Source organism: Flavobacterium sp., from assembly GCF_044360715.1.
Classification (GTDB): domain Bacteria; phylum Bacteroidota; class Bacteroidia; order Flavobacteriales; family Flavobacteriaceae; genus Flavobacterium.
In genome coordinates, this window is sequence record NZ_JBIKJY010000007.1 from 58,283 (window position 1) to 77,285 (window position 19,003).

The window sequence follows — 19,003 nt, forward strand, 5'->3', positions numbered from 1 at the left end:
TTGCATTTCATAAATAAAAATTGCAACTTTGACCTATCAACCAATTGGCACATTGACTAATTGAAAATTGACACATTAAAACAAAATGCAACTATCCGTAATAATCCTTAATTATAATGTGCGCTATTTTTTAGAGCAATGTGTGCGTAGTGTTCAAAAAGCACTGGAAAACTTAGATGCTGAAATTATTGTTGTGGATAATAATTCTTCAGATGCTAGTTGTTTGATGATGAAACAACTGTTTCCACAAATTACGCTTATCGAAAATAAAGAGAATTTAGGTTTTCCAAAAGGAAATAATATTGCTGTACAACAGGCTAAAGGCGAATATATTTGTATTTTAAATCCAGATACGGTTGTTGCTGAAGATACTTTTGAGAAAATTTTAAATTTTAAATTCCAAATTCCAAATTCCCAACTCGGAATAATTGGCTGTAAGTTAATTGACGGCACCGGAAATTTTCTTCCAGAAAGTAAGCGCGGACTTCCAACACCTTATGTGGCAACTACTAAGATTCTTGGTTTATATAAAATCTCTAATTTTTTTGGAAAATATTATGCGCAACATTTGTCTGAAAATCAATCTGGAAAAGTAGATGTTTTAGTCGGAGCTTTTATGATGATGAAACGGGATTTGTACATAAAAGTCGGTGGTTTTGATGAAAATTGTTTTATGTATTCAGATGATATCGATTTGAGTTACATGATTCAGAAATTAGGAATGGAAAATTTCTATTTTCACGAAACATCAGTAATACATTATAAAGGAGAAAGTACGGTTAGAGACGAAAAATATTTAGAACGTTTCCGAGAAGCGATGCAGTTTTTTTATAAAAAGCATTTTAAAAAATCTTGGTTTTTTGATAAGTTTCTTCAATTTGGAATGCGATTTTTAAACAAAAACAACCACAAAAATTAGTAAGAAAAATTGATAAGTATATTGTGTTTTCAAATAATAATATTCAATTAAAATTAAGTAAACCAATTGAATATTTTACTGATTTTGAACAATTTAAAAACACTAATAATATTAACTTCGAGTTGATATTTGACACCAATTCGTTTTCTTTTGCTGAAATAATTTATTTTATGGAAAAGCATAAATCGAAAAATATAACTTTTAAGAACTATATTTCGCAATCAAATTACTTAATTGGTAGTAATAATTCAACTGATAGAGGTGAAGTGCTAATTTTTTGATTTTTTGATTATTTCGTGATAAAACATCAAAATATTTATTAATTTTGCAGTAATAATTAAAGAACTCAACATTACAATAATAATATGGCAAGATTTGAATTGAAACTTCCAAAAATGGGAGAGAGTGTAGCAGAAGCAACCATTACAAATTGGTTAAAAAAAGTGGGTGAACATATTGATATGGATGAAGCGGTTTTAGAAATTGCTACAGACAAAGTCGATAGTGAAGTACCTTCTGAAGTTTCTGGTACTTTAGTTGAAATTTTGTTTCAAGTTGATGATGTAGTTCAAGTAGGGCAAACTATAGCTATTATTGAAACAGAAGGCGGAGCTATTGCTACAACCCCTGAAGTTAAGTTGGAAGTTCCAGTTGCGGTTGCAGAAGTTGCTAAAACGGTTGAGGTTGCTATTGAAGCAAGTGCTCCTGCAGATTTTTCAGGTTCAGATAAATTCTTTTCGCCATTAGTAAAAAATATGGCAAAAACAGAAGGTATTTCGTTAACAGAATTGGAATCTATTTCAGGTTCTGGCAAAGATGGTCGTGTAAATAAAGAAGATATTTTAAAATATATAGAAACTCGCAAGTCGCAAGTTACAAGTTCAAATGTTGTTGCGCCTGCAACTTCAACCCTACAGCCTAAAACCCAAAATCCTGCTCCAGTTTCAGTAAATGGTGGCGACGAAATTGTGGAAATGGACAGAATGCGTAAGTTAATTTCGGGTTATATGGTAGCTTCGATTCAAACTTCAGCACACGTGCAGTCCTTTATTGAAGTGGATGTTACTAATATTGTAAAATGGAGAGATAAAGTAAAAGCAGCTTTTGAAAAACGCGAAGGAGAAAAACTTACGTTTACACCAATCATGATGGAAGCGGTAGCAAAAGCCTTAAAAGATTTTCCAGGAATGAATATTTCTGTTGATGGCGATTTTATTATTAAACGTAAAAACATCAATTTAGGAATGGCAGCAGCTTTACCAAATGGAAACTTAATTGTTCCTGTAATTAAAAATGCAGACCAGTTAAATTTGGTTGGTATGGCAAAAGCAGTAAACGATTTAGGAGGTCGTGCGAAAGCGGGAAAATTAAAACCAGACGATACGCAAGGCGGAACTTATACAGTAACAAATGTAGGAACATTTGGGTCCGTTTTTGGAACACCAATTATCAATCAACCACAAGTGGGTATTTTAGCTTTAGGTGCCATAAGAAAAGTACCAGCTGTTATTGAAACTCCAGAAGGGGATTTTATTGGTATACGTCAGAAAATGTTTTTATCTCACTCTTATGATCACAGAGTTGTAGATGGTGCTTTAGGTGGAAGTTTCGTAAAACGAGTAGCTGAATACCTTGAAGCATTTGATATAAATAGAGATTTTTAAGAAAAAATAAATAAATAATAACTCACCCAATAGTTCATTTACTATTGGGTTTTTTTAACTTTGTACTTTAAAATATAAAAATGGAACTTAAACTCACAAGACCAATCTGTTTCTTTGATTTAGAAACTACCGGAATAGATGTTGGAAAAGATAGAATCGTTGAAATATCAATATTCAAGGTGTTTCCAAACGGAAATAAAGAAAGTAAAACTTGGTTAGTAAACCCAACCATTCCAATTCCGCCTCAGACTACAGCAGTACACGGCATTACAAACGAAAAAGTAGCAAATGAGCCTACTTTTTCTGAATTGTCTTCCCAAATTTATACTATGATAAAAGATTCTGATTTGGCAGGTTATAATTCGGACCGATTTGATATTCCGTTATTAGCAGAAGAAATGCTTCGTGCAGGTGTAGATTTTGATATGAAAAATCGTGTTTCAGTAGATGTACAAACTATTTTTCATAAAAAAGAAGAACGCACTTTGTCTGCAGCCTTGAAATTTTATTGTGGGAAAACATTAGAAAATGCACATACAGCCGAAGCTGATACTATGGCTACCTATGAAATTTTATTGGGACAATTGGAAAGATATCCTGATTTGCAAAATGATATGAAAGTATTATCAGAATTTACTACTCGTAAAAAATCTGTTGATTTTGCAGGTATGATTGTTATTAATGATAAAGGACAAGAAATGTTTAGCTTTGGAAAATATAAAAATGTTTTAGTAGATGAGGTTTTTGATAAAGATCCAGGTTATTTCGGTTGGATTCAAAACGCCGATTTTCCACTTTATACAAAAAAAGTGTTAACAGGTTTGAAATTAAGAAGATTAAATACAAAATAGTGACTTCGAGCACCTCAGTCACCATTTAGCTCAAGTTTTCTAAGTTAAGGGTTAGTTGAGGCTCTCGAAGCAAACTAAAAACAGAGATAAATTATACATATGAAAATCATTTGCATCGGAAGAAATTATGCTGATCATATTTCTGAATTACATAACGAACGACCATCTGAGCCGGTTATCTTTATGAAGCCAGATACGGCTATTTTGCCTAAAAAAACACCATTCGTAATACCAGAATTTAGTAATGATGTGCATCACGAAGTGGAAGTTTTGGTAAAAATTTGTAAAGTAGGGAAATATATTAGTCCAAAATTTGCTCATAAATATTACGATGAAATTGGTTTAGGAATTGATTTTACAGCTCGAGATGTGCAAACTACACTAAAAGAAAAAGGGTTACCTTGGGAAAAAGCGAAGGCATTTGACCATTCAGCGATTATTGGTGACTTTTTACCGAAAATACATTTTCCTTCTCTAGAAAATATTAACTTTGAATTAAGAAAAAATAATGAAATCGTTCAGCAAGGAACTACTTCAATGATGTTGTGGAATATTGATGAGATTGTTTCTTATGTTTCGCAGTTTTTTACATTAAAAAAAGGAGACATCATTTTTACAGGAACTCCAAAAGGAGTTGCAGCTGTGAAAGAAAATGATGTGTTAGAAGGTTTTTTAGAAGGCAAGCAAATGTTTAAAATACAAGTAAAATAATGGCTTTACAGTATAATTTATCAAAAGTATATGAAATTTCTGAAAATGATAACGAATTTGCGCTTCAAATTGCTTCTTTGTTTTTAGAAGAAGTTCCTTTCGAAATTCAGGAAATGAAAAATGCAATTGAACTAAAAGATTATTCGAAAACCTATGCATCTGCACACAAAATCAAACCAACATTAGATTTATTAGGAATGGATATGGCATACGAAGACGTGGTGTTCATTATGGATTGGACTCAAGAAGAAGGCAAGCGAAAAGAAATTAAAGAAGTGTTTAGAACGCTTAAAGCAAGAATAGTTGCTGCTGCCGATGAAATAAAAAAAGATTTTAAGTTATAAGAGTTACTTTTAATACATGTTTAGCCACGCCTTTAGCGTGGTTTTCTTATTTTTACAAAAATATTTAAAAATGAAAGCAGCAATTATTACAATAGGAGATGAAATATTGATAGGTCAAATTATAGATACAAATTCGTCTTACATTGCAAAAGCATTAGATAAAATCGGAATTGCAACTTATGAAATGCTTTCAATTTCTGATGATAAAAACCATATAGTAAAAACGTTACGAGAAGTTCAAAATAATTTTGATGTTGTTCTGATTACAGGCGGTTTAGGCCCAACAAAAGATGATATTACTAAAAAAACATTTTGTGAGTATTTTGATGATGTTTTAGTAAAAAACGATGCTGTTTTTGACCAAGTGAAAAGCATTATTGAAGGCATTCATAAAAAACCCATTACCCAATTAAATATAGACCAAGCATTTGTTCCTTCTAAATCAAAAGTACTTTTTAATAAAATGGGAACCGCTCCAGGAATGCTTATGGAACATCAAAACACTGTGTTTATTTCTTTGCCTGGCGTTCCCTATGAAATGAAGTATTTAATTGATAATGAAGTAATTCCGTATTTGGTAGAAAAATTTGAGCGTCCTTATATTGTTCATAAAACACTTATGACTTATGGTCGAGGAGAGAGTTTAATTGCAGAACAAATTGAAGATTGGGAAACTAATTTGCCAAGTTTTATCAAATTAGCATATTTACCAAGTCCAGGAAAAGTTAGATTACGATTAACAGCTAGGGGTCTAGACGAAGCAATATTAAAAGATTCTGTTTTAAATGAAATCGAAAAATTAAAACCTTTAATTGGTGATATTATTGTTGGCTACGATGAGGAGGAAACTATAGAAGTGGTTTTAACAAGAACATTATCCGAAAAGCACCTTACTTTGGCAACTGCCGAAAGTTGTACAGGAGGAAAAATCGCACAACTAATTTCATCTGTTCCTGGTGCTTCCACTTGTTTTAATGGTGGGATAGTGGCGTATTCTAATCAAATTAAAATAGATGTGTTAAAAGTAAATTCAGATACTATTCGTCAATTTTCTGTGGTTAGTAATGAAGTGGCCAAAGAAATGGCTTTAAATTGTAAGTCAATTTTCAATACAGATTATGCTATTGCAACAACGGGAAATGCAGGCCCTACAAAAGGAAATAGCGAAGCAGAAATCGGAACAGTTTTTATAGCAATAGCTACTCCAAATGAAGTTTTTGTTGAAGAATTTAATTTTGGTCAACCGCGCGAAAAGGTTATAGATAGGGCGGTTAACAAAGCATTAGAATGGTTGAATAAAGAAATTTCAAAAAACTAATTAAAAATAGTTGCATAGTAAAGTAAAAATTCTTTTCTTTGCACCCTTATTTAGAATAACGATATAAAAGTTTAGAATAATGTCAAGAGTTTGTGAACTAACAGGAAAAAGAGCAATGGTTGGAAACAACGTTTCTCACGCGATGAATAAAACTAAGAGAAAATTCTCAGTTAACTTAGTGAAAAAACGTTTTTACATTGCAGAAGAAGATAGATGGGTGAGCCTAAAAATATCTACAGCAGCATTAAAAACAATTAACAAAAATGGTATTGCCGCAGTTTTGAAAAAAGCTAAAGCTGATGGATTTGTAAAATCTGTTTAATCATTTAAAAATATATCAAAATGGCAAAGAAAGGTAATAGAATCCAAGTAATTTTAGAGTGTACTGAACACAAAGAATCTGGTCAACCAGGAACTTCTCGTTATATCACTACTAAAAACAAAAAAAACACACCAGATAGAATGGAAATCAAAAAATTCAATCCTATCTTGAAAAGAGTAACTGTTCACAAAGAAATTAAATAATTAGAAGCTTAATTCAAGTTTCAAATAAAACATACTAAGTCATGGCAAAGAAAACCGTAGCAACTTTACAAACATCTTCTAAAAGATTGACTAAAGCCATAAAAATGGTGAAGTCTCCTAAAACTGGTGCTTATACTTTTGTAGAATCAGTAATGACTCCTGAAGAAGTAGATGCGTTCTTAAAAAAGAAATAATCTAAAATTTTAGATATTAAAAAAGCTATTTTCATTTGAAAGTAGCTTTTTTTATTTTATTTTTGTTCCAATAATAATGAAAATCATATCATTATACATCAAATTCAATGAGCTTCTTTAAAAAAATATTTTCCTCTAACAAAAGCGAGCCTGTAATTACAGAACAGGAAAAGCAACAATTAGACAAAGGATTAGAGAAAACAAAATCTTCTTTTTTTTCTAAACTAACAAAAGCCGTTGCCGGAAAATCTAAAGTAGATGACGAGGTTTTAGATAATTTAGAAGAAGTACTTATTTCTTCCGATGTGGGTGTAAATACCACTTTAAAAATTATTCAACGCATTGAAAAAAGAGTCTCTCAAGATAAATATTTAGGTACAGATGAGTTAAATATTATATTGAGAGAAGAAATTGGTTCATTATTATCTGAAACCAATTCTGGAAACGAATCCGAATTCACAATTCCCAAAGATGTTAAACCATATGTAATTATGGTTGTTGGTGTAAATGGTGTAGGAAAAACAACTACCATAGGTAAATTAGCTTACCAATTTAAAAAAGCCGGATTTAAGGTTGTTTTAGGTGCTGCAGACACATTTAGAGCGGCTGCTATCGATCAATTGCAAATTTGGGCAGATAGAGTCGATGTGCCAATGGTAAGGCAGCAAATGGGTTCCGATCCAGCTTCTGTTGCTTTTGATACGTTACAATCTGCTGTAGCGCAAAATGCCGATATTGTTATTATTGACACAGCAGGACGTTTGCACAACAAAGTAGGTTTAATGCACGAATTGACCAAAGTAAAAAATGTAATGCAAAAAGTAGTTCCAAATACACCAAATGATGTAATGTTGGTACTTGATGGTTCTACTGGACAAAACGCTTTTGAACAAGCCAAACAGTTTACAGCTGCTACAGAAGTTTCTTGTTTAGCAGTTACAAAATTAGACGGTACCGCTAAAGGTGGAGTAGTAATCGGTATTTCAGATCAATTTCAAATTCCAGTTAAATATATTGGAGTAGGTGAAGGTATTGAAGATTTACAGGTCTTTAATAAAACAGAGTTTGTGGATTCTTTCTTTAATTAATTTTTTACATTATGATGGATTTTTTTAAAAATATGACCAATTCTAAATTGTTATTTATTGCTTTAATTTCTGCTGTTTTAGCGTTTCCTTTTGATTTAAAATTTTTAGGATTTATGCAAAGTGAAAGTATTTTTATGTCATTACGACTACTTTCTTTTGTATTGTTTATGTATGTAGCTATTAAAGTGATTAATGGTAAGACAAAAAAACCAACGGGAAAGAAATAGTTTTAATTTGGATAACATTTTGATACTTTATATAATAATTATTATATAAAATATCTATAAATTAAAAGCCCAATTTCATTTGAAATTGGGCTTTTAAATTTATCTAATTTAGAGTTTACTTCGCAATATTTACCGCTCGAGTTTCTCTAATTACTGTTACTTTAACTTGACCTGGATAGGTCATTTCTGTTTGAATTTTATGTGAAATTTCAAATGATAATGTAGCAGCTAAATCGTCTGAAACTTTCTCACTTTCAACTAAAACACGTAATTCTCTACCTGCTTGAATAGCATAAGCGTTTTTAACACCAGGGAAGCTATAAGCTACTTCTTCTAAGTCTTTTAAACGTTGGATATAAGAATCTAAAACTTGACGACGCGCGCCTGGTCTTGCCCCAGAAATTGCATCACACACTTGAATAATCGGTGAAATTAAATATTTCATTTCAATTTCATCGTGGTGGGCTCCAATAGCATTACATACTTCTTCTTTTTCACCATATTTCTCAGCCCATTGCATTCCTAAAATAGCGTGAGGTAATTCACTTTCAGTATCTGGTACTTTACCAATATCGTGTAATAAACCAGCTCTTTTCGCTAATTTTACGTTTAGCCCTAATTCTGCAGCCATTAAACCACATAATTTAGAAACTTCTCTGGAGTGTTGTAATAGGTTTTGTCCGTATGAAGAACGGTATTTCATTCTACCTACAATTTTAATCAATTCTGGGTGTAAACCGTGAATTCCTAAATCGATAACGGTACGTTTTCCTACTTCAATAATTTCTTCTTCAATTTGTTTTTTCGTTTTTTCAACCACTTCTTCAATACGAGCTGGGTGAATACGACCATCCGTAACTAATTTATGAAGTGCTAAACGAGCAATTTCTCTTCTTACAGGGTCAAAACAAGATAAGATAATCGCTTCTGGTGTATCGTCTACAATAATTTCTACTCCTGTTGCAGCTTCAATAGCTCTAATGTTTCTTCCTTCTCTACCAATAATTCTACCTTTTACATCGTCTGATTCAATATTAAATACAGAAACACAATTTTCAACTGCTTCTTCTGTTCCAACTCGCTGAATCGTACTAATAATGATTTTTTTAGCTTCTTGTTGCGCTTGCATTTTGGCTTCTTCAATAGTTTCTTGAATGTGCGCCATTGCATTGGTTTTAGCTTCTGCTTTTAAACTTTCAACCAATTGATTTCTTGCATCGTCTGCAGATAAACCAGAAATAACCTCAAGTTGTTCAATTTGACTTTTGTGTAATTTGTCAACTTCTTGTGATTTTTTCTCTAAGTTTTCAATTTTGTTTGTGTATTCTACAATTTTAGCTTCTGCATCATCGTTTATTTTCTTAGCTTTTGCCAATTCACTCGAAACTTGAGATTCTTTATCTCGTGTTCTTTTTTCGGCTTCAGCCATTTTTTTGTCTTTTGACAAAATTTCGTTTTCGTGTTCTAATTTTAATTCTAAAAATCGCTCTTTAGCTTGTAACAGCTTATTTCTTTTTTCAGTTTCAGCTTCTGCTTTCGCATCTCTTAAAATTGAACCCGCCTCTTTTTTAGCGTTTTTAATAAGATTTGAAACATTGCTTTTTTCTAAAAATTTAGCAATTGCAAATCCTATAGCCAATCCGACGATTCCAATTAGTATACTTGTTAATTCCATAGTTAGGTTTTGTTTAATAAAAAAGCCCACATTAGGTGTTTGAATAAACTCGATTCAGACAGGATTTGAGCTAAAACGATGTTCAAGGATTTCCGATAAATCGGAACGTGCTTTAGTATCGCAAATTCACTCATTTAATAGTTAGTGTTGAGTTTATCAAATATTTACTAATGTGGGCAGTACTTTAGTGTTTTGTATGAACGTTTTTTCTTATTTTGAAAGTAAACCTTCTATTTTTTCGTCGAGTTTTTTTAATCTCTCAAATGCTTCTACGGTATCTGTAGAAGTATCAATTTGGGTTTGTTCTATTTGAGAAGCAAATTGTAAGGCACACATTGCCAATACATCTTGTTTATCTCTTACTGCATAGTTGGCTTCAAATTTTTTAATTGTGGCATCAATTTTTTTTGATGCGGTTCGTAGACCTTCCTCCTGAGTAGTTTCCACTGTTAATGGGTATACTCGGTCTGCAATTGAAATTTTTATTTTTAACTTTTCTGTCATAATTATTCAGAAAGTTGTGCTATACAATAGTCGATTTCTCTAATCAACGAATTTATTTTCAGTTTTGTTTCTTTCTTGTATTCTTCACTGCCCAGAAGAGAATTTGTTATTTTTAAGCTTTCCAACTCTTGTCTTAAAGAGGTGATGTGCTTATTTTCTTGTTGAGCGTTTTGTTTTAAAGCACTTAATTCGTTAGATAAACTTTCGTTTAATTGCTCTAAATTCTCTATTTTTTTAGATAATTTAAAGAATTTTACTTCTAAGGAATCAATAATTTTCGACAATTCACTCATTACAACTCAATTCTTTTCTTGATTTTACAAATTTAAAACTTCAATCTCGAAATCCAATACTTTTTTTCAAAAAAAAATAAAGTTTTTTTCTTTCATTACTAATATTTAGATTTCTTCAAGCTTTTTACTCTTAATGAAATCTAAAATTAGTGTTGCAATTAATTTTCCAGTTAAATGATTATTGTTCGATACGTCTAAATCAGGTGCCCCTTCACAAATATGTAAATAACTGGCAAGTTCTTCTCTTCCAGCTAAATGAATAAAATGCCTGGCTTTTTCAACACTAAATCCGCTAAGTGTCATAGCGCTACTATGAATGTTGGGTAGTGCATCCAAATCAAGTTCTACACCAAATGGTGTATTGGAAATAAATTTTATTGCTTGGTTGATTTCTGTAGTAAAACTTTTGGTTTTTCGTACCGCTATTTCTTCATAGGTTACATATTTTACTCTTTCTTCAATAGTTTTTAAGGTATTAAAGACACTTTTTGATACAAAATTTTCGTGTAATCCGAATATAAAATATTTTTTTAAGAAGCCTTCTTCAAATGCATAGGTAAAGCCATTTCCACTATGACGACCTTCCATTATTCTGAAATCGGTATGCGCATCAAAATTAATAGCATTTACTGGCATTCCTTTTGCTAACGCTAATCCTTTTATGTTTCCGTATGCGTTATTATGTCCACCTCCAATAATTATTGGGATTTTATTCGCTTTAATAATTGTGCTAATTACATAAGAAACATCTTTATCTATATTTTCTACTATTTGAAATAGTTTTTTTCGATCTTCTTTGTTTTGAGTGTCTAAATTTTTGGAAATTTCCATTTCTTTAGAAAAATTTATTTCACCTAAAACAAGTAATTCGTTGCCTTTGCAAAATTTATTATGTTGAAAGTTTACTAAGCTTTTTAACGTGCTTTCAAAAGCTGAAGCAGCACCGGTTCTGCCTAAATTAGCCTTTATTCCGATGTCTTCGGGTAAACCAATTAAAACAAATTTCGCTTCTGATTGGGTGATAAATGAAATCCAATTTTCATCACTTGGAACCGTAATTATCTTTTCGCCAAACTTTATTTCGCCACTTCGATGTTGCGTAATTTTGGCTATATCTCTAGAACTGAATACGTTTAATTTATCCATTTTGTGTTTTAAAAGTGTTTTCAAATATAATATTTTAAAGATACATTACGTTATATAGTAATAGAAATAAATAAAATTTTATTTTTGTGTGAAATTTAAATAAAATCAAATTAAAAATGGAGTTAAATCAATCAAATTCTAGAAATTCAGGATTAAAAGTTGTTGTATTAATCTTAGTCTTATTGTTAATGGGAACATTAGCTTATGTATACAAATTACAACAAGATAAAGATGCAGTGGATTCAAGTTTGTCTAAAACACTTACTGAAAAAGAAAAATTTCAAGCCGAGTTGGAATCAAAAATAACGGAGTATGATATAGCAATTGCTGACAATACTGCCTTAAAAGGAGAATTGGAAGAAGAACAAGCTAAAATAATGGAATTGTTGGAGAAAATTAAAAAATCTGACGGAAGTGTAGCTGAATTGTTTAAATATAAAACGCAATACGTAAAACTAAAACGCGAAATGGATAATTTAATTGCCGAAAACAATGTATTGAAAGCGAACAATAGCAAATTGACAAAAAACTTAGATAGTACGAATGTTGTTTTAACAAATGCAAAAACAGCAAATGATACGTTAGCAGCCAAAAATGAAAATTTGTCTAAAACAGTTGAAAAAGCACAACGATTATCAGTATTAAATTTAACTACTTTGGCGGTAAAACAAAAAAGTTCTGGAAAACAAATCAATACAGATAAAGCCAGTAAAGCAGATGTATTAAAAATAGGGTTTACTATTGCTGAAAATCAGGTTGCAAAAACGGGTGATAGAACGTATTATGTTCAAGTAATTGATAGCAAAAACAATGTTTTAGGTGAAAAGAAAACAGAAACATTTGGAACAACTTATTTGCCTTATAGTTTTCAGAAAACTATTAAATATGAAAACAAAACTGTACAAGTTCAAGAAGATTTATCAGTAAAAAATATTACATCAGGTACTTATTTTGTTAATGTTTTTGATAAAAAAGGAGAATTGGTTTCAAAAAGCAGTTTTCAATTAAAGTAATAGAAATTAGTTTTTAGTAAAATACTTAAATCAAATTTATAAAAAAAACGCTTCAATGTATTTTGAAGCGTTTTTTTTATTCAGAAGCTACTGAGGAATCTTTGAATTTTTCATTTACTTTTTTCCAGTTAATAACATTAAAAAACGCATTAACATAGTCTTTTCTTTTGTTTTGATATTTAATATAGTAGGCGTGTTCCCATACATCAAGAGCTAAAATAGGTGTACCTTTTTTTTCTGCATTTGGCATTAGCGGATTGTCTTGATTAGCTGTTGTTGTGATGACTAATTTCCCTGAATTGTCTTTTATAAGCCAAACCCAACCTGAGCCAAATAATTTTGTAGCACTTTCTGAAAATTCATTTTTAAACGATTCAAAGGATCCAAAATCTTTGTTTATGGCTTCTAAAACTTCGTCAGTTGCATCGCCATTGTTAACGCTTAATATTTCAAAAAATAAATTGTGATTGTAATATCCACCTGCATTGTTTCTGATGTCGGATTTACTTGTATCTAATTTTTTTAGAATTTCTTCTATAGATTTTGAAGCCAAATCGGTTTCCTTTATAGCGGCATTCAGTTTGTTGCAATATGCCAAATGATGTTTCGAGTAGTGTAGCTCCATTGTAGCAGCGTCAATAAAGGGTTCTAAACTATTGTAAGAATAGGTTAGGCCATTCATTTGAAATGCTCCTTCTTCATCTTCAGCTTGCACATCAGACGGATTTCCTAAAGTGGTTTTTTCAACTTTTTCTGGTTCAGGGATGGTAACTTCAATTAGTTCTTTTTCCTTTTTACAACCAGTACTTAAAATAGAAATTAGTAGTAATACGACGATTTTATTTTTCATTTTTTAGGATTTTTAGGTTTTGCAAAAATAAAAAAAGATACACATTACTGTCTATCTTTTAGCATTTGATTTATTATTTCAATGTATTTTTCTTTGGCTTCATTGGCAGATAAATGTCTAACTTGCATCCAAGCGTTTTGTTTAAAAGCGGTAATAACTTCATCCGATTCATAGCCGTGATGACTATAGCTTATGTTCTCGGAAAGCGCTTGTTTGTAATAGGCATAGAGCACTAATTGCACGTCTTGCGGTACAGAAGTTTTAGGAATTTTTTCATTGGCATTTTGAATCGCTTCCTTGAATCTTTCATCTAAAGATAATTCGCTCATTTATTTTTTCGAAATTATAGTTTTGTTTCCAATGGCTTTGTCTCCTAATTTAACATTGATAGGCGTTCCAATCGGAAAATATAAATCTACTCTTGAACCAAATTTAATAAAACCAGCATCATCACCTTGAATCACAGTCATACCTACTTCGGCATAGTTTACAATTCTTTTAGCTAATGCGCCAGCAATTTGACGATATAAAATATCTCCATATACTTTATTTTCAATAACTATAGTAGTTCGTTCGTTCTCTTCACTTGCTTTAGGATGCCATGCCACTAAGAATTTCCCAGGGTGATATTTACTATATTTCACTATTCCGTTAACAGCATATCTAGTTACATGCACATTAATGGGCGACATAAAAATTGAAACCATTAATCGTTTGTCTTTAAAATATTCCGATTCGAATACTTCTTCAATCACCACAACTTTTCCATCAACGGGTGCCAATACATGATTATCACTAATAGCAGCAATTCGAGTTGGATTTCTAAAAAACTGAAGAATAAGTACTAAAAATCCTAAAAGAATTACTTGTAAGATTTTGCAAACTATAATATTGCTTTCATGAAATAAATAATCAACACCAAAAATACCTATAACGGTAATTAACGTTGAAATCAATATAATTTTAGCACCTTCTGGATGAAACTTAAGCATAATAGAAATAAATTAAATAAAATATATATAAAAATGGAATAACAAAAATAGCACTATCTAATCGGTCTAAAATACCACCGTGTCCGGGCATAATATTTCCACTGTCTTTAACACCGGCTTCTCTTTTGAATTTAGATTCAACTAAATCGCCAAGTGTACCAAATATTGAAATAATTAAAGCGCTAATAATCCACAAAGTTACACTAAAAAAAGTATAAAATTGACTAATTAGTATCGAAGCTAGTAGAGTAAAAACGATTCCGCCTATAAAACCTTCAATTGTTTTTTTAGGAGAAACTCGTTCAAGTAATTTATGTTTTCCAATTGATTTTCCTACCAAATAAGCAAAGGTGTCGTTACACCAAATCATAATAAACATGGCTAAAACAATTTCGTATTTAGCTGAATTTGTAAAATTAGGTAAGGATAGTAATAATATAAAAGGTAAGGTTATGTAAAGAAAAAAATGACTGTGTTTTTTGTGGTATTTATGAAACGAAATGTTTTTAAATAAATTAATCAAAAGTAAAATATTGAAAACTACACATCCAAAGGCCAAATAAATTAAATTTACTGGTGGCAACTTACTCAAAAAGAAAAGTACTGAAATTAAAATACCACCAATAGCAAATAAATAATATGATTTGTAGTGTGTCATTTTAGAAAATTCATAAATACTTAAACACATAAAAACAGTGAATAATATATGAAATGTTATTGGTGAAAATAACGTACAGAAAACAAGTAATGCAATGTAGACAGCACCACTGATAGCTCTTGTTACATTTTCGGTCATTTTATAAATCTTCTAGTAGAATTAAGTATAAGTTTTTATGGCAACTTCCATAATGAAGAAAATCTTCTTCTTTTGTTTTTTCAAAATACTTAATGGCAGTAATGTTTGTAGGGTACTCTTTGTCGTACTTTGTTTTGATGTTTCTTAAGCCATCGCCTTTTGTCATTAGCAGTTGGCTGGTTGAAGCATAAACAATAATGTTGGTAGGTAATTCGTCTATTTTGAATTGTTTTAATTGTTTTGATGAAAATAAAATAGATCCTTCATCAGCAATTAAGTTTTCGCAAGCAGTAAAAAAGAATGATGGGTTTGTTGCGTTTTTGTATTCTAATCGGTTCTCGTCAAGAAAATTAAATAATCTTGAATCAAAACATTGTACTTCATTTTCAAACCAATCGTTTTCTTCTAAAATATTTTCAAAGTTCTCGTGAGCTTCTTCCATATTAGAACAATAAATAAATTTTCCGCCATTATTTTTAAAATTAATGGTGAATAATTCATCTACAGGTGTATTTATGTCTGGTGCATATTGGCTTTTTTCGACGTTATTCTCCTGATTATCAGCTACGTCTTGATTGCCAAATATCTTTTTGAAAATATTCATTTTATATCTGTAACAATTCTTAAACATCAAATATAAAAAAATCTTAACTTAAAATCACTTTCAAGTTAAGATTTTTTATACAAAATATTGTTAATAACTTATTCGGTTACGATTTCTTCGTCGGTTTCGGCAATAATTTCCGACATTGTTTCTGGTTTTTCATCTTCAATATCGAAAGGTCTTTTTCCAAAAATAGTTTCTAAATCATCTTTAAAAATAACTTCTTTATCGATTAAAACGGCTGCAAGAGCTTCCAATTTTGTTCTGTTTTCTGTTAAAATAGAGATTGCTCTTTGATATTGTTCTTCTATTAAACCTGAAATCTCAGTATCAATTACTTTTGCTGTATCATCTGAATAAGGTTTCGAAAAATTATAATCCGATTGTCCAGATGAATCGTAATACGTAATATTTCCAATTTTATCATTCAGACCATAAACAGTAACCATGGCACGAGCTTGTTTGGTAACTTTTTCTAAATCTGAAAGTGCCCCTGTTGAAATTTTATCGAAAACAACTTTCTCAGCGGCTCTTCCTCCCATTGTAGCACACATTTCGTCTAACATTTGTTCTGTTCTAACGATTTGTCTCTCTTCAGGTAAATACCATGCCGCACCTAAACTTTGACCACGAGGTACGATAGTTACTTTTACTAATGGCGCCGCGTGTTGTAACATCCAACTTACGGTAGCGTGACCTGCTTCATGAATGGCAATGGCGTGTTTTTCTTCTTTAGTAATAATTTTATTTTTCTTTTCTAAACCGCCAACTATTCTATCAACTGCGTCTAAAAAGTCTTGTTTGTCAACTGCTTTTTTGTTTTTTCTTGCTGCAACCAAAGCTGCTTCATTACAAACATTAGCAATATCGGCACCAGAAAATCCAGGAGTTTGTTTTGCTAAAAATTCAGTATCTAAAGTTTCTGCTTTTGTAATTGGTTTTAAATGTACTTCAAATATTTCCTTACGTTCTCTAATATCTGGTAAGTCCACATAAATTTGTCTGTCAAAACGTCCAGCACGCATTAAAGCTTTGTCTAAAACATCTGCTCTGTTTGTAGCTGCTAATACAATTACATTTGAATTGGTTCCAAAACCGTCCATTTCAGTTAGTAATTGATTTAGTGTATTTTCTCTCTCGTCGTTTCCGCCAGACATATTGTTTTTACCACGGGCTCTACCAACTGCATCAATTTCATCAATAAAAATGATTGCAGGCGCTTTTTCTTTGGCTTGTTTAAATAAATCTCTAACACGTGACGCTCCAACTCCTACAAACATTTCTACAAAATCAGAACCTGATAACGAGAAGAAAGGCACGTTAGCTTCACCTGCAACGGCTTTTGCAAGTAAGGTTTTTCCTGTTCCTGGAGGTCCTACTAATAAGGCACCTTTTGGAATTTTACCACCAATACTTGTGAATTTTTCAGGCGTTTTAAGGAATTCTACAATTTCTTGAATTTCTTCTTTAGCTCCTTCTAAACCTGCTACATTTTCAAATGTAACTTTTACATCATTTTTTTCATCAAATAACTTAGCTTTAGATTTTCCAATGCTAAATATTTGTCCACCACCACCAGGACCTCCAGCCATTCTTTTAGAAATGAAATAGAAAAATCCGATGAAAATTAAGGTAGGTAATAACAATCCAATCCACTCACTCCAATTACTTGTTGGTTTTAAGTCGAAATCAGAAATTAATTTATTGGTTTTAGCTTCTTCTAATCTTTTTTGAAAAAGTTCCAAACTACCCACGTCTTTTACTAAATAATGCGGACCTTTCTCTTTGGTTAGTTTTTTTAATTCTTCATCTTTAGAAGCTTTGTAAGCGCCTTTTTTCAATGTTACTTCCGCTGTATTGCCAGATGTACTTGTTAAAATATCTACTTTTTCAATTTGGTTTTTACTTAACAAATCATAAAAAGAAGAAATAGAGGTCGATTTCGGATAATTCATATCGAAACCACCATTAAAAAAGTTAATTAATAATATTACAGAAATGGCTAAAATTGGAAAAAACCAAGGGCCAAGCTTTACTACCTTAATAATAGGTTTGTTTTTATTTTCGTTTTCTGACATAATGGGTTTAAAATTTATTTTCTATTGAAGTAATTTTAGCATCACCCCAAAGACTCTCAATGTTATAATATTCTCTAATGTGTTTTTGAAATACGTGTACTACAATGCTTACATAATCCATTAATACCCATTCGCCAACATCTGTTCCTTCTATATGCCAAGGTTTGTCTTTTAGTTCTTTAGACACGCCTTTTTGTACCGAACCTACAATTGCATTTACTTGCGTATTTGAATTTCCATTGCAAATTACAAAATAATCACAAACGCTATTGTCAATCCCTCTTAAATCAAGAATATTAATATCTAATCCTTTTACATCTTCAATTCCTTTGATGATACTTGATAGTAAATCATCTGTGCTAATATTTTTCGTCATCTATTATTTATTCGTTTTATGCAAAGGTATCATTTTTTGTCTTTATTTTTGTAACTTAAATTAAGTAATAATTAAATTTCTTATATGCATATTATCAAACTCAATGCCATTGATTCTACAAATAGTTATTTAAAAGAATTATCTGCCAAACAAATGGTTGCTAATTTTACAGTTGTGGTAGCAGAAAATCAAACTAATGGGCGAGGACAGCGTGGTGCAAATTGGGAAGTTGAAAAGGGTAAAAACCTAACATTCAGTGTCTTGATTAAAGATGTTTTGGTAAGTGCAGAGGAGGTTTTTAACTTAAATGTACTCGTTGCAGTAACTTTGTTTCAAACGTTTTTGAACTTAAAAATTGAAAACTTAGCCATTAAATGGGCAAACGACATTTTGGCAGATAAAAAGAAAATTTGTGGTATTTTAATTGAAAATCAATTTAAAAGTGCTTCGGAGATACTTTCTATTGTTGGGATTGGCATAAATGTAAATCAAGAACATTTTATTAATTTACCTCAAGCCAGTTCTCTAAAAAATAGTTCAGGTAAAGAATTTAATAAGGAAGAAGTATTGATGTTGTTTTTATCCCAATTTCAAAGTAATCTTGCTTTATATAAAAATGAGGCCGGTTCTTATTTTTGGAATTTGTATCACGAAAAATTATTTAAAAAAGATATTCCAATGGCTTTTGAAAACGCAGATAAAGTTAAATTTATGGGAATTATCAAACAAGTGATGCCAAATGGTTTGTTGGAAATAGAATTAGAAGATGATACATTGCAGTTGTTTGATATAAAAGAACTGAAAATGTTGTATTAGATTACTCCAAACAGGTATT

At 31.0% G+C, this 19,003-nt stretch carries 24 protein-coding genes; 13 read left to right on the top strand and 11 right to left on the bottom strand.

Going from position 1 to position 19,003, the window contains the following annotated elements:
• Positions 1 to 85 precede the first annotated feature (85 nt).
• The 11 genes from ACIQ16_RS03840 to ACIQ16_RS03890 all read left to right on the top strand — a co-directional run bounded on the left by ACIQ16_RS03840 (position 86) and on the right by ACIQ16_RS03890 (position 7,841).
• Positions 86 to 919 carry a glycosyltransferase family 2 protein gene (locus tag ACIQ16_RS03840; protein ID WP_396148803.1) on the top strand — a complete coding sequence of 278 codons (834 nt, stop codon included), beginning with the start codon at positions 86 to 88 and terminating at the stop codon, positions 917 to 919.
• 365 nt (positions 920 to 1,284) lie between these two features.
• Positions 1,285 to 2,583 carry a dihydrolipoamide acetyltransferase family protein gene (locus ACIQ16_RS03845; RefSeq protein ID WP_396148805.1) on the top strand — a complete coding sequence of 433 codons (1,299 nt, stop codon included), beginning with the start codon at positions 1,285 to 1,287 and terminating at the stop codon, positions 2,581 to 2,583.
• A gap of 80 nt (positions 2,584 to 2,663) precedes the next feature.
• Positions 2,664 to 3,434 carry an exonuclease domain-containing protein gene (locus tag ACIQ16_RS03850; protein ID WP_396148807.1) on the top strand — a complete coding sequence of 257 codons (771 nt, stop codon included), beginning with the start codon at positions 2,664 to 2,666 and terminating at the stop codon, positions 3,432 to 3,434.
• Between the two features lie 99 nt (positions 3,435 to 3,533).
• The gene (locus ACIQ16_RS03855; RefSeq protein WP_396148809.1) at positions 3,534 to 4,145 is read left to right on the top strand and encodes a fumarylacetoacetate hydrolase family protein; all 612 of its coding nucleotides are present in this window, start codon (positions 3,534 to 3,536) and stop codon (positions 4,143 to 4,145) included.
• Positions 4,145 to 4,489, top strand: coding sequence for a histidine kinase (locus tag ACIQ16_RS03860; protein ID WP_396148811.1), 345 nt, complete (start codon positions 4,145 to 4,147; stop codon positions 4,487 to 4,489). The genes ACIQ16_RS03855 and ACIQ16_RS03860 overlap by 1 nt, the downstream gene beginning before the upstream one ends.
• Before the next feature lie 70 nt (positions 4,490 to 4,559).
• Entirely contained in the window at positions 4,560 to 5,807 is a 1,248-nt protein-coding gene (locus tag ACIQ16_RS03865; RefSeq protein WP_396148813.1) for a CinA family nicotinamide mononucleotide deamidase-related protein, read from the top strand.
• A gap of 79 nt (positions 5,808 to 5,886) precedes the next feature.
• On the top strand, positions 5,887 to 6,129 hold the full coding sequence (gene rpmB / locus ACIQ16_RS03870) for a 50S ribosomal protein L28 (RefSeq protein ID WP_166076029.1): 243 nt from the start codon (positions 5,887 to 5,889) through the stop codon (positions 6,127 to 6,129).
• Positions 6,130 to 6,149: 20 nt separating this feature from the next.
• The gene (rpmG, locus tag ACIQ16_RS03875) at positions 6,150 to 6,332 is read left to right on the top strand and encodes a 50S ribosomal protein L33 (protein WP_091308983.1); all 183 of its coding nucleotides are present in this window, start codon (positions 6,150 to 6,152) and stop codon (positions 6,330 to 6,332) included.
• A gap of 41 nt (positions 6,333 to 6,373) precedes the next feature.
• Positions 6,374 to 6,526, top strand: a complete 153-nt coding sequence (locus tag ACIQ16_RS03880) for a DUF4295 domain-containing protein (RefSeq protein ID WP_396148815.1) — start codon at positions 6,374 to 6,376, stop codon at positions 6,524 to 6,526.
• A 107-nt stretch (positions 6,527 to 6,633) separates the two neighbouring features.
• Positions 6,634 to 7,614 (top strand): signal recognition particle-docking protein FtsY, encoded by a 981-nt coding sequence (ftsY, locus tag ACIQ16_RS03885; protein ID WP_396148817.1) that lies wholly within the window; start codon positions 6,634 to 6,636, stop codon positions 7,612 to 7,614.
• A 32-nt stretch (positions 7,615 to 7,646) separates the two neighbouring features.
• A complete protein-coding gene (locus ACIQ16_RS03890; RefSeq protein ID WP_396148819.1) occupies positions 7,647 to 7,841 on the top strand; it encodes a hypothetical protein in 195 nt (64 codons plus the stop codon).
• Positions 7,842 to 7,956: 115 nt separating this feature from the next.
• Here ACIQ16_RS03890 and rny read toward each other — a convergent pair whose 3' ends face one another.
• The 4 genes from rny to ACIQ16_RS03910 all read right to left on the bottom strand — a co-directional run bounded on the left by rny (position 7,957) and on the right by ACIQ16_RS03910 (position 11,459).
• Complete coding sequence (rny, locus tag ACIQ16_RS03895; RefSeq protein WP_396148821.1) at positions 7,957 to 9,516, bottom strand: ribonuclease Y; 1,560 nt, start codon at positions 9,514 to 9,516, stop codon at positions 7,957 to 7,959.
• A gap of 210 nt (positions 9,517 to 9,726) precedes the next feature.
• Complete coding sequence (locus ACIQ16_RS03900; RefSeq protein WP_291241095.1) at positions 9,727 to 10,020, bottom strand: cell division protein ZapA; 294 nt, start codon at positions 10,018 to 10,020, stop codon at positions 9,727 to 9,729.
• Between the two features lie 2 nt (positions 10,021 to 10,022).
• Positions 10,023 to 10,313 (bottom strand): hypothetical protein, encoded by a 291-nt coding sequence (locus tag ACIQ16_RS03905; RefSeq protein WP_396148823.1) that lies wholly within the window; start codon positions 10,311 to 10,313, stop codon positions 10,023 to 10,025.
• Between the two features lie 105 nt (positions 10,314 to 10,418).
• Complete coding sequence (locus ACIQ16_RS03910; RefSeq protein WP_396148883.1) at positions 10,419 to 11,459, bottom strand: formimidoylglutamase; 1,041 nt, start codon at positions 11,457 to 11,459, stop codon at positions 10,419 to 10,421.
• Positions 11,460 to 11,575: 116 nt separating this feature from the next.
• Between ACIQ16_RS03910 and ACIQ16_RS03915 the strand changes: the two genes are divergently transcribed.
• Positions 11,576 to 12,472 (top strand): hypothetical protein, encoded by an 897-nt coding sequence (locus tag ACIQ16_RS03915; protein ID WP_396148825.1) that lies wholly within the window; start codon positions 11,576 to 11,578, stop codon positions 12,470 to 12,472.
• Positions 12,473 to 12,548: 76 nt separating this feature from the next.
• Here the strand turns inward: ACIQ16_RS03915 and ACIQ16_RS03920 are convergent, their stop codons facing one another.
• The 7 genes from ACIQ16_RS03920 to rsfS all read right to left on the bottom strand — a co-directional run bounded on the left by ACIQ16_RS03920 (position 12,549) and on the right by rsfS (position 18,168).
• Positions 12,549 to 13,322, bottom strand: a complete 774-nt coding sequence (locus ACIQ16_RS03920) for a superoxide dismutase (RefSeq protein ID WP_396148827.1) — start codon at positions 13,320 to 13,322, stop codon at positions 12,549 to 12,551.
• Positions 13,323 to 13,366: 44 nt separating this feature from the next.
• Positions 13,367 to 13,651: an acyl-CoA-binding protein gene (locus ACIQ16_RS03925; RefSeq protein WP_396148829.1), complete on the bottom strand. Its 285-nt coding sequence runs from the start codon at positions 13,649 to 13,651 to the stop codon at positions 13,367 to 13,369.
• Positions 13,652 to 14,314 (bottom strand): phosphatidylserine decarboxylase family protein, encoded by a 663-nt coding sequence (locus tag ACIQ16_RS03930; protein WP_396148831.1) that lies wholly within the window; start codon positions 14,312 to 14,314, stop codon positions 13,652 to 13,654.
• Complete coding sequence (locus ACIQ16_RS03935; RefSeq protein ID WP_396148833.1) at positions 14,307 to 15,110, bottom strand: phosphatidate cytidylyltransferase; 804 nt, start codon at positions 15,108 to 15,110, stop codon at positions 14,307 to 14,309. The genes ACIQ16_RS03930 and ACIQ16_RS03935 overlap by 8 nt, the downstream gene beginning before the upstream one ends.
• Before the next feature lies 1 nt (position 15,111).
• Entirely contained in the window at positions 15,112 to 15,714 is a 603-nt protein-coding gene (locus ACIQ16_RS03940) for a lactate utilization protein B/C (RefSeq protein WP_396148835.1), read from the bottom strand.
• 98 nt (positions 15,715 to 15,812) lie between these two features.
• Positions 15,813 to 17,792: an ATP-dependent zinc metalloprotease FtsH gene (gene ftsH / locus ACIQ16_RS03945; RefSeq protein ID WP_396148837.1), complete on the bottom strand. Its 1,980-nt coding sequence runs from the start codon at positions 17,790 to 17,792 to the stop codon at positions 15,813 to 15,815.
• Between the two features lie 7 nt (positions 17,793 to 17,799).
• Complete coding sequence (rsfS, locus tag ACIQ16_RS03950) at positions 17,800 to 18,168, bottom strand: ribosome silencing factor (protein WP_396148839.1); 369 nt, start codon at positions 18,166 to 18,168, stop codon at positions 17,800 to 17,802.
• Positions 18,169 to 18,252: 84 nt separating this feature from the next.
• On the opposite strand from rsfS, the gene ACIQ16_RS03955 reads away from it, so the two are divergent.
• Positions 18,253 to 18,984: a biotin--[acetyl-CoA-carboxylase] ligase gene (locus ACIQ16_RS03955; RefSeq protein ID WP_396148841.1), complete on the top strand. Its 732-nt coding sequence runs from the start codon at positions 18,253 to 18,255 to the stop codon at positions 18,982 to 18,984.
• Positions 18,985 to 19,003 lie beyond the last annotated feature (19 nt).

Bases quoted from the DNA above. Each gene is read 5' to 3' on its own strand.
- rsfS (WP_396148839.1), bottom strand. From the start codon at position 18,168: ATGACGAAAAATATTAGCACAGATGATTTACTATCAAGTATCATCAAA.
- ACIQ16_RS03880 (WP_396148815.1), top strand. From the start codon at position 6,374: ATGGCAAAGAAAACCGTAGCAACTTTACAAACATCTTCTAAAAGATTG.
- rpmB (WP_166076029.1), top strand. From the start codon at position 5,887: ATGTCAAGAGTTTGTGAACTAACAGGAAAAAGAGCAATGGTTGGAAAC.
- ACIQ16_RS03840 (WP_396148803.1), top strand. From the start codon at position 86: ATGCAACTATCCGTAATAATCCTTAATTATAATGTGCGCTATTTTTTA.
- ACIQ16_RS03930 (WP_396148831.1), bottom strand. From the start codon at position 14,314: ATGCTTAAGTTTCATCCAGAAGGTGCTAAAATTATATTGATTTCAACG.
- rpmG (WP_091308983.1), top strand. From the start codon at position 6,150: ATGGCAAAGAAAGGTAATAGAATCCAAGTAATTTTAGAGTGTACTGAA.
- ACIQ16_RS03860 (WP_396148811.1), top strand. From the start codon at position 4,145: ATGGCTTTACAGTATAATTTATCAAAAGTATATGAAATTTCTGAAAAT.
- ACIQ16_RS03905 (WP_396148823.1), bottom strand. From the start codon at position 10,313: ATGAGTGAATTGTCGAAAATTATTGATTCCTTAGAAGTAAAATTCTTT.
- ACIQ16_RS03955 (WP_396148841.1), top strand. From the start codon at position 18,253: ATGCATATTATCAAACTCAATGCCATTGATTCTACAAATAGTTATTTA.
- ACIQ16_RS03920 (WP_396148827.1), bottom strand. From the start codon at position 13,322: ATGAAAAATAAAATCGTCGTATTACTACTAATTTCTATTTTAAGTACT.
- ftsH (WP_396148837.1), bottom strand. From the start codon at position 17,792: ATGTCAGAAAACGAAAATAAAAACAAACCTATTATTAAGGTAGTAAAG.
- ACIQ16_RS03915 (WP_396148825.1), top strand. From the start codon at position 11,576: ATGGAGTTAAATCAATCAAATTCTAGAAATTCAGGATTAAAAGTTGTT.
- ACIQ16_RS03850 (WP_396148807.1), top strand. From the start codon at position 2,664: ATGGAACTTAAACTCACAAGACCAATCTGTTTCTTTGATTTAGAAACT.
- ACIQ16_RS03925 (WP_396148829.1), bottom strand. From the start codon at position 13,651: ATGAGCGAATTATCTTTAGATGAAAGATTCAAGGAAGCGATTCAAAAT.
- ACIQ16_RS03900 (WP_291241095.1), bottom strand. From the start codon at position 10,020: ATGACAGAAAAGTTAAAAATAAAAATTTCAATTGCAGACCGAGTATAC.
- ftsY (WP_396148817.1), top strand. From the start codon at position 6,634: ATGAGCTTCTTTAAAAAAATATTTTCCTCTAACAAAAGCGAGCCTGTA.
- rny (WP_396148821.1), bottom strand. From the start codon at position 9,516: ATGGAATTAACAAGTATACTAATTGGAATCGTCGGATTGGCTATAGGA.
- ACIQ16_RS03855 (WP_396148809.1), top strand. From the start codon at position 3,534: ATGAAAATCATTTGCATCGGAAGAAATTATGCTGATCATATTTCTGAA.
- ACIQ16_RS03890 (WP_396148819.1), top strand. From the start codon at position 7,647: ATGACCAATTCTAAATTGTTATTTATTGCTTTAATTTCTGCTGTTTTA.
- ACIQ16_RS03940 (WP_396148835.1), bottom strand. From the start codon at position 15,714: ATGAATATTTTCAAAAAGATATTTGGCAATCAAGACGTAGCTGATAAT.
- ACIQ16_RS03910 (WP_396148883.1), bottom strand. From the start codon at position 11,459: ATGGATAAATTAAACGTATTCAGTTCTAGAGATATAGCCAAAATTACG.
- ACIQ16_RS03865 (WP_396148813.1), top strand. From the start codon at position 4,560: ATGAAAGCAGCAATTATTACAATAGGAGATGAAATATTGATAGGTCAA.
- ACIQ16_RS03935 (WP_396148833.1), bottom strand. From the start codon at position 15,110: ATGACCGAAAATGTAACAAGAGCTATCAGTGGTGCTGTCTACATTGCA.
- ACIQ16_RS03845 (WP_396148805.1), top strand. From the start codon at position 1,285: ATGGCAAGATTTGAATTGAAACTTCCAAAAATGGGAGAGAGTGTAGCA.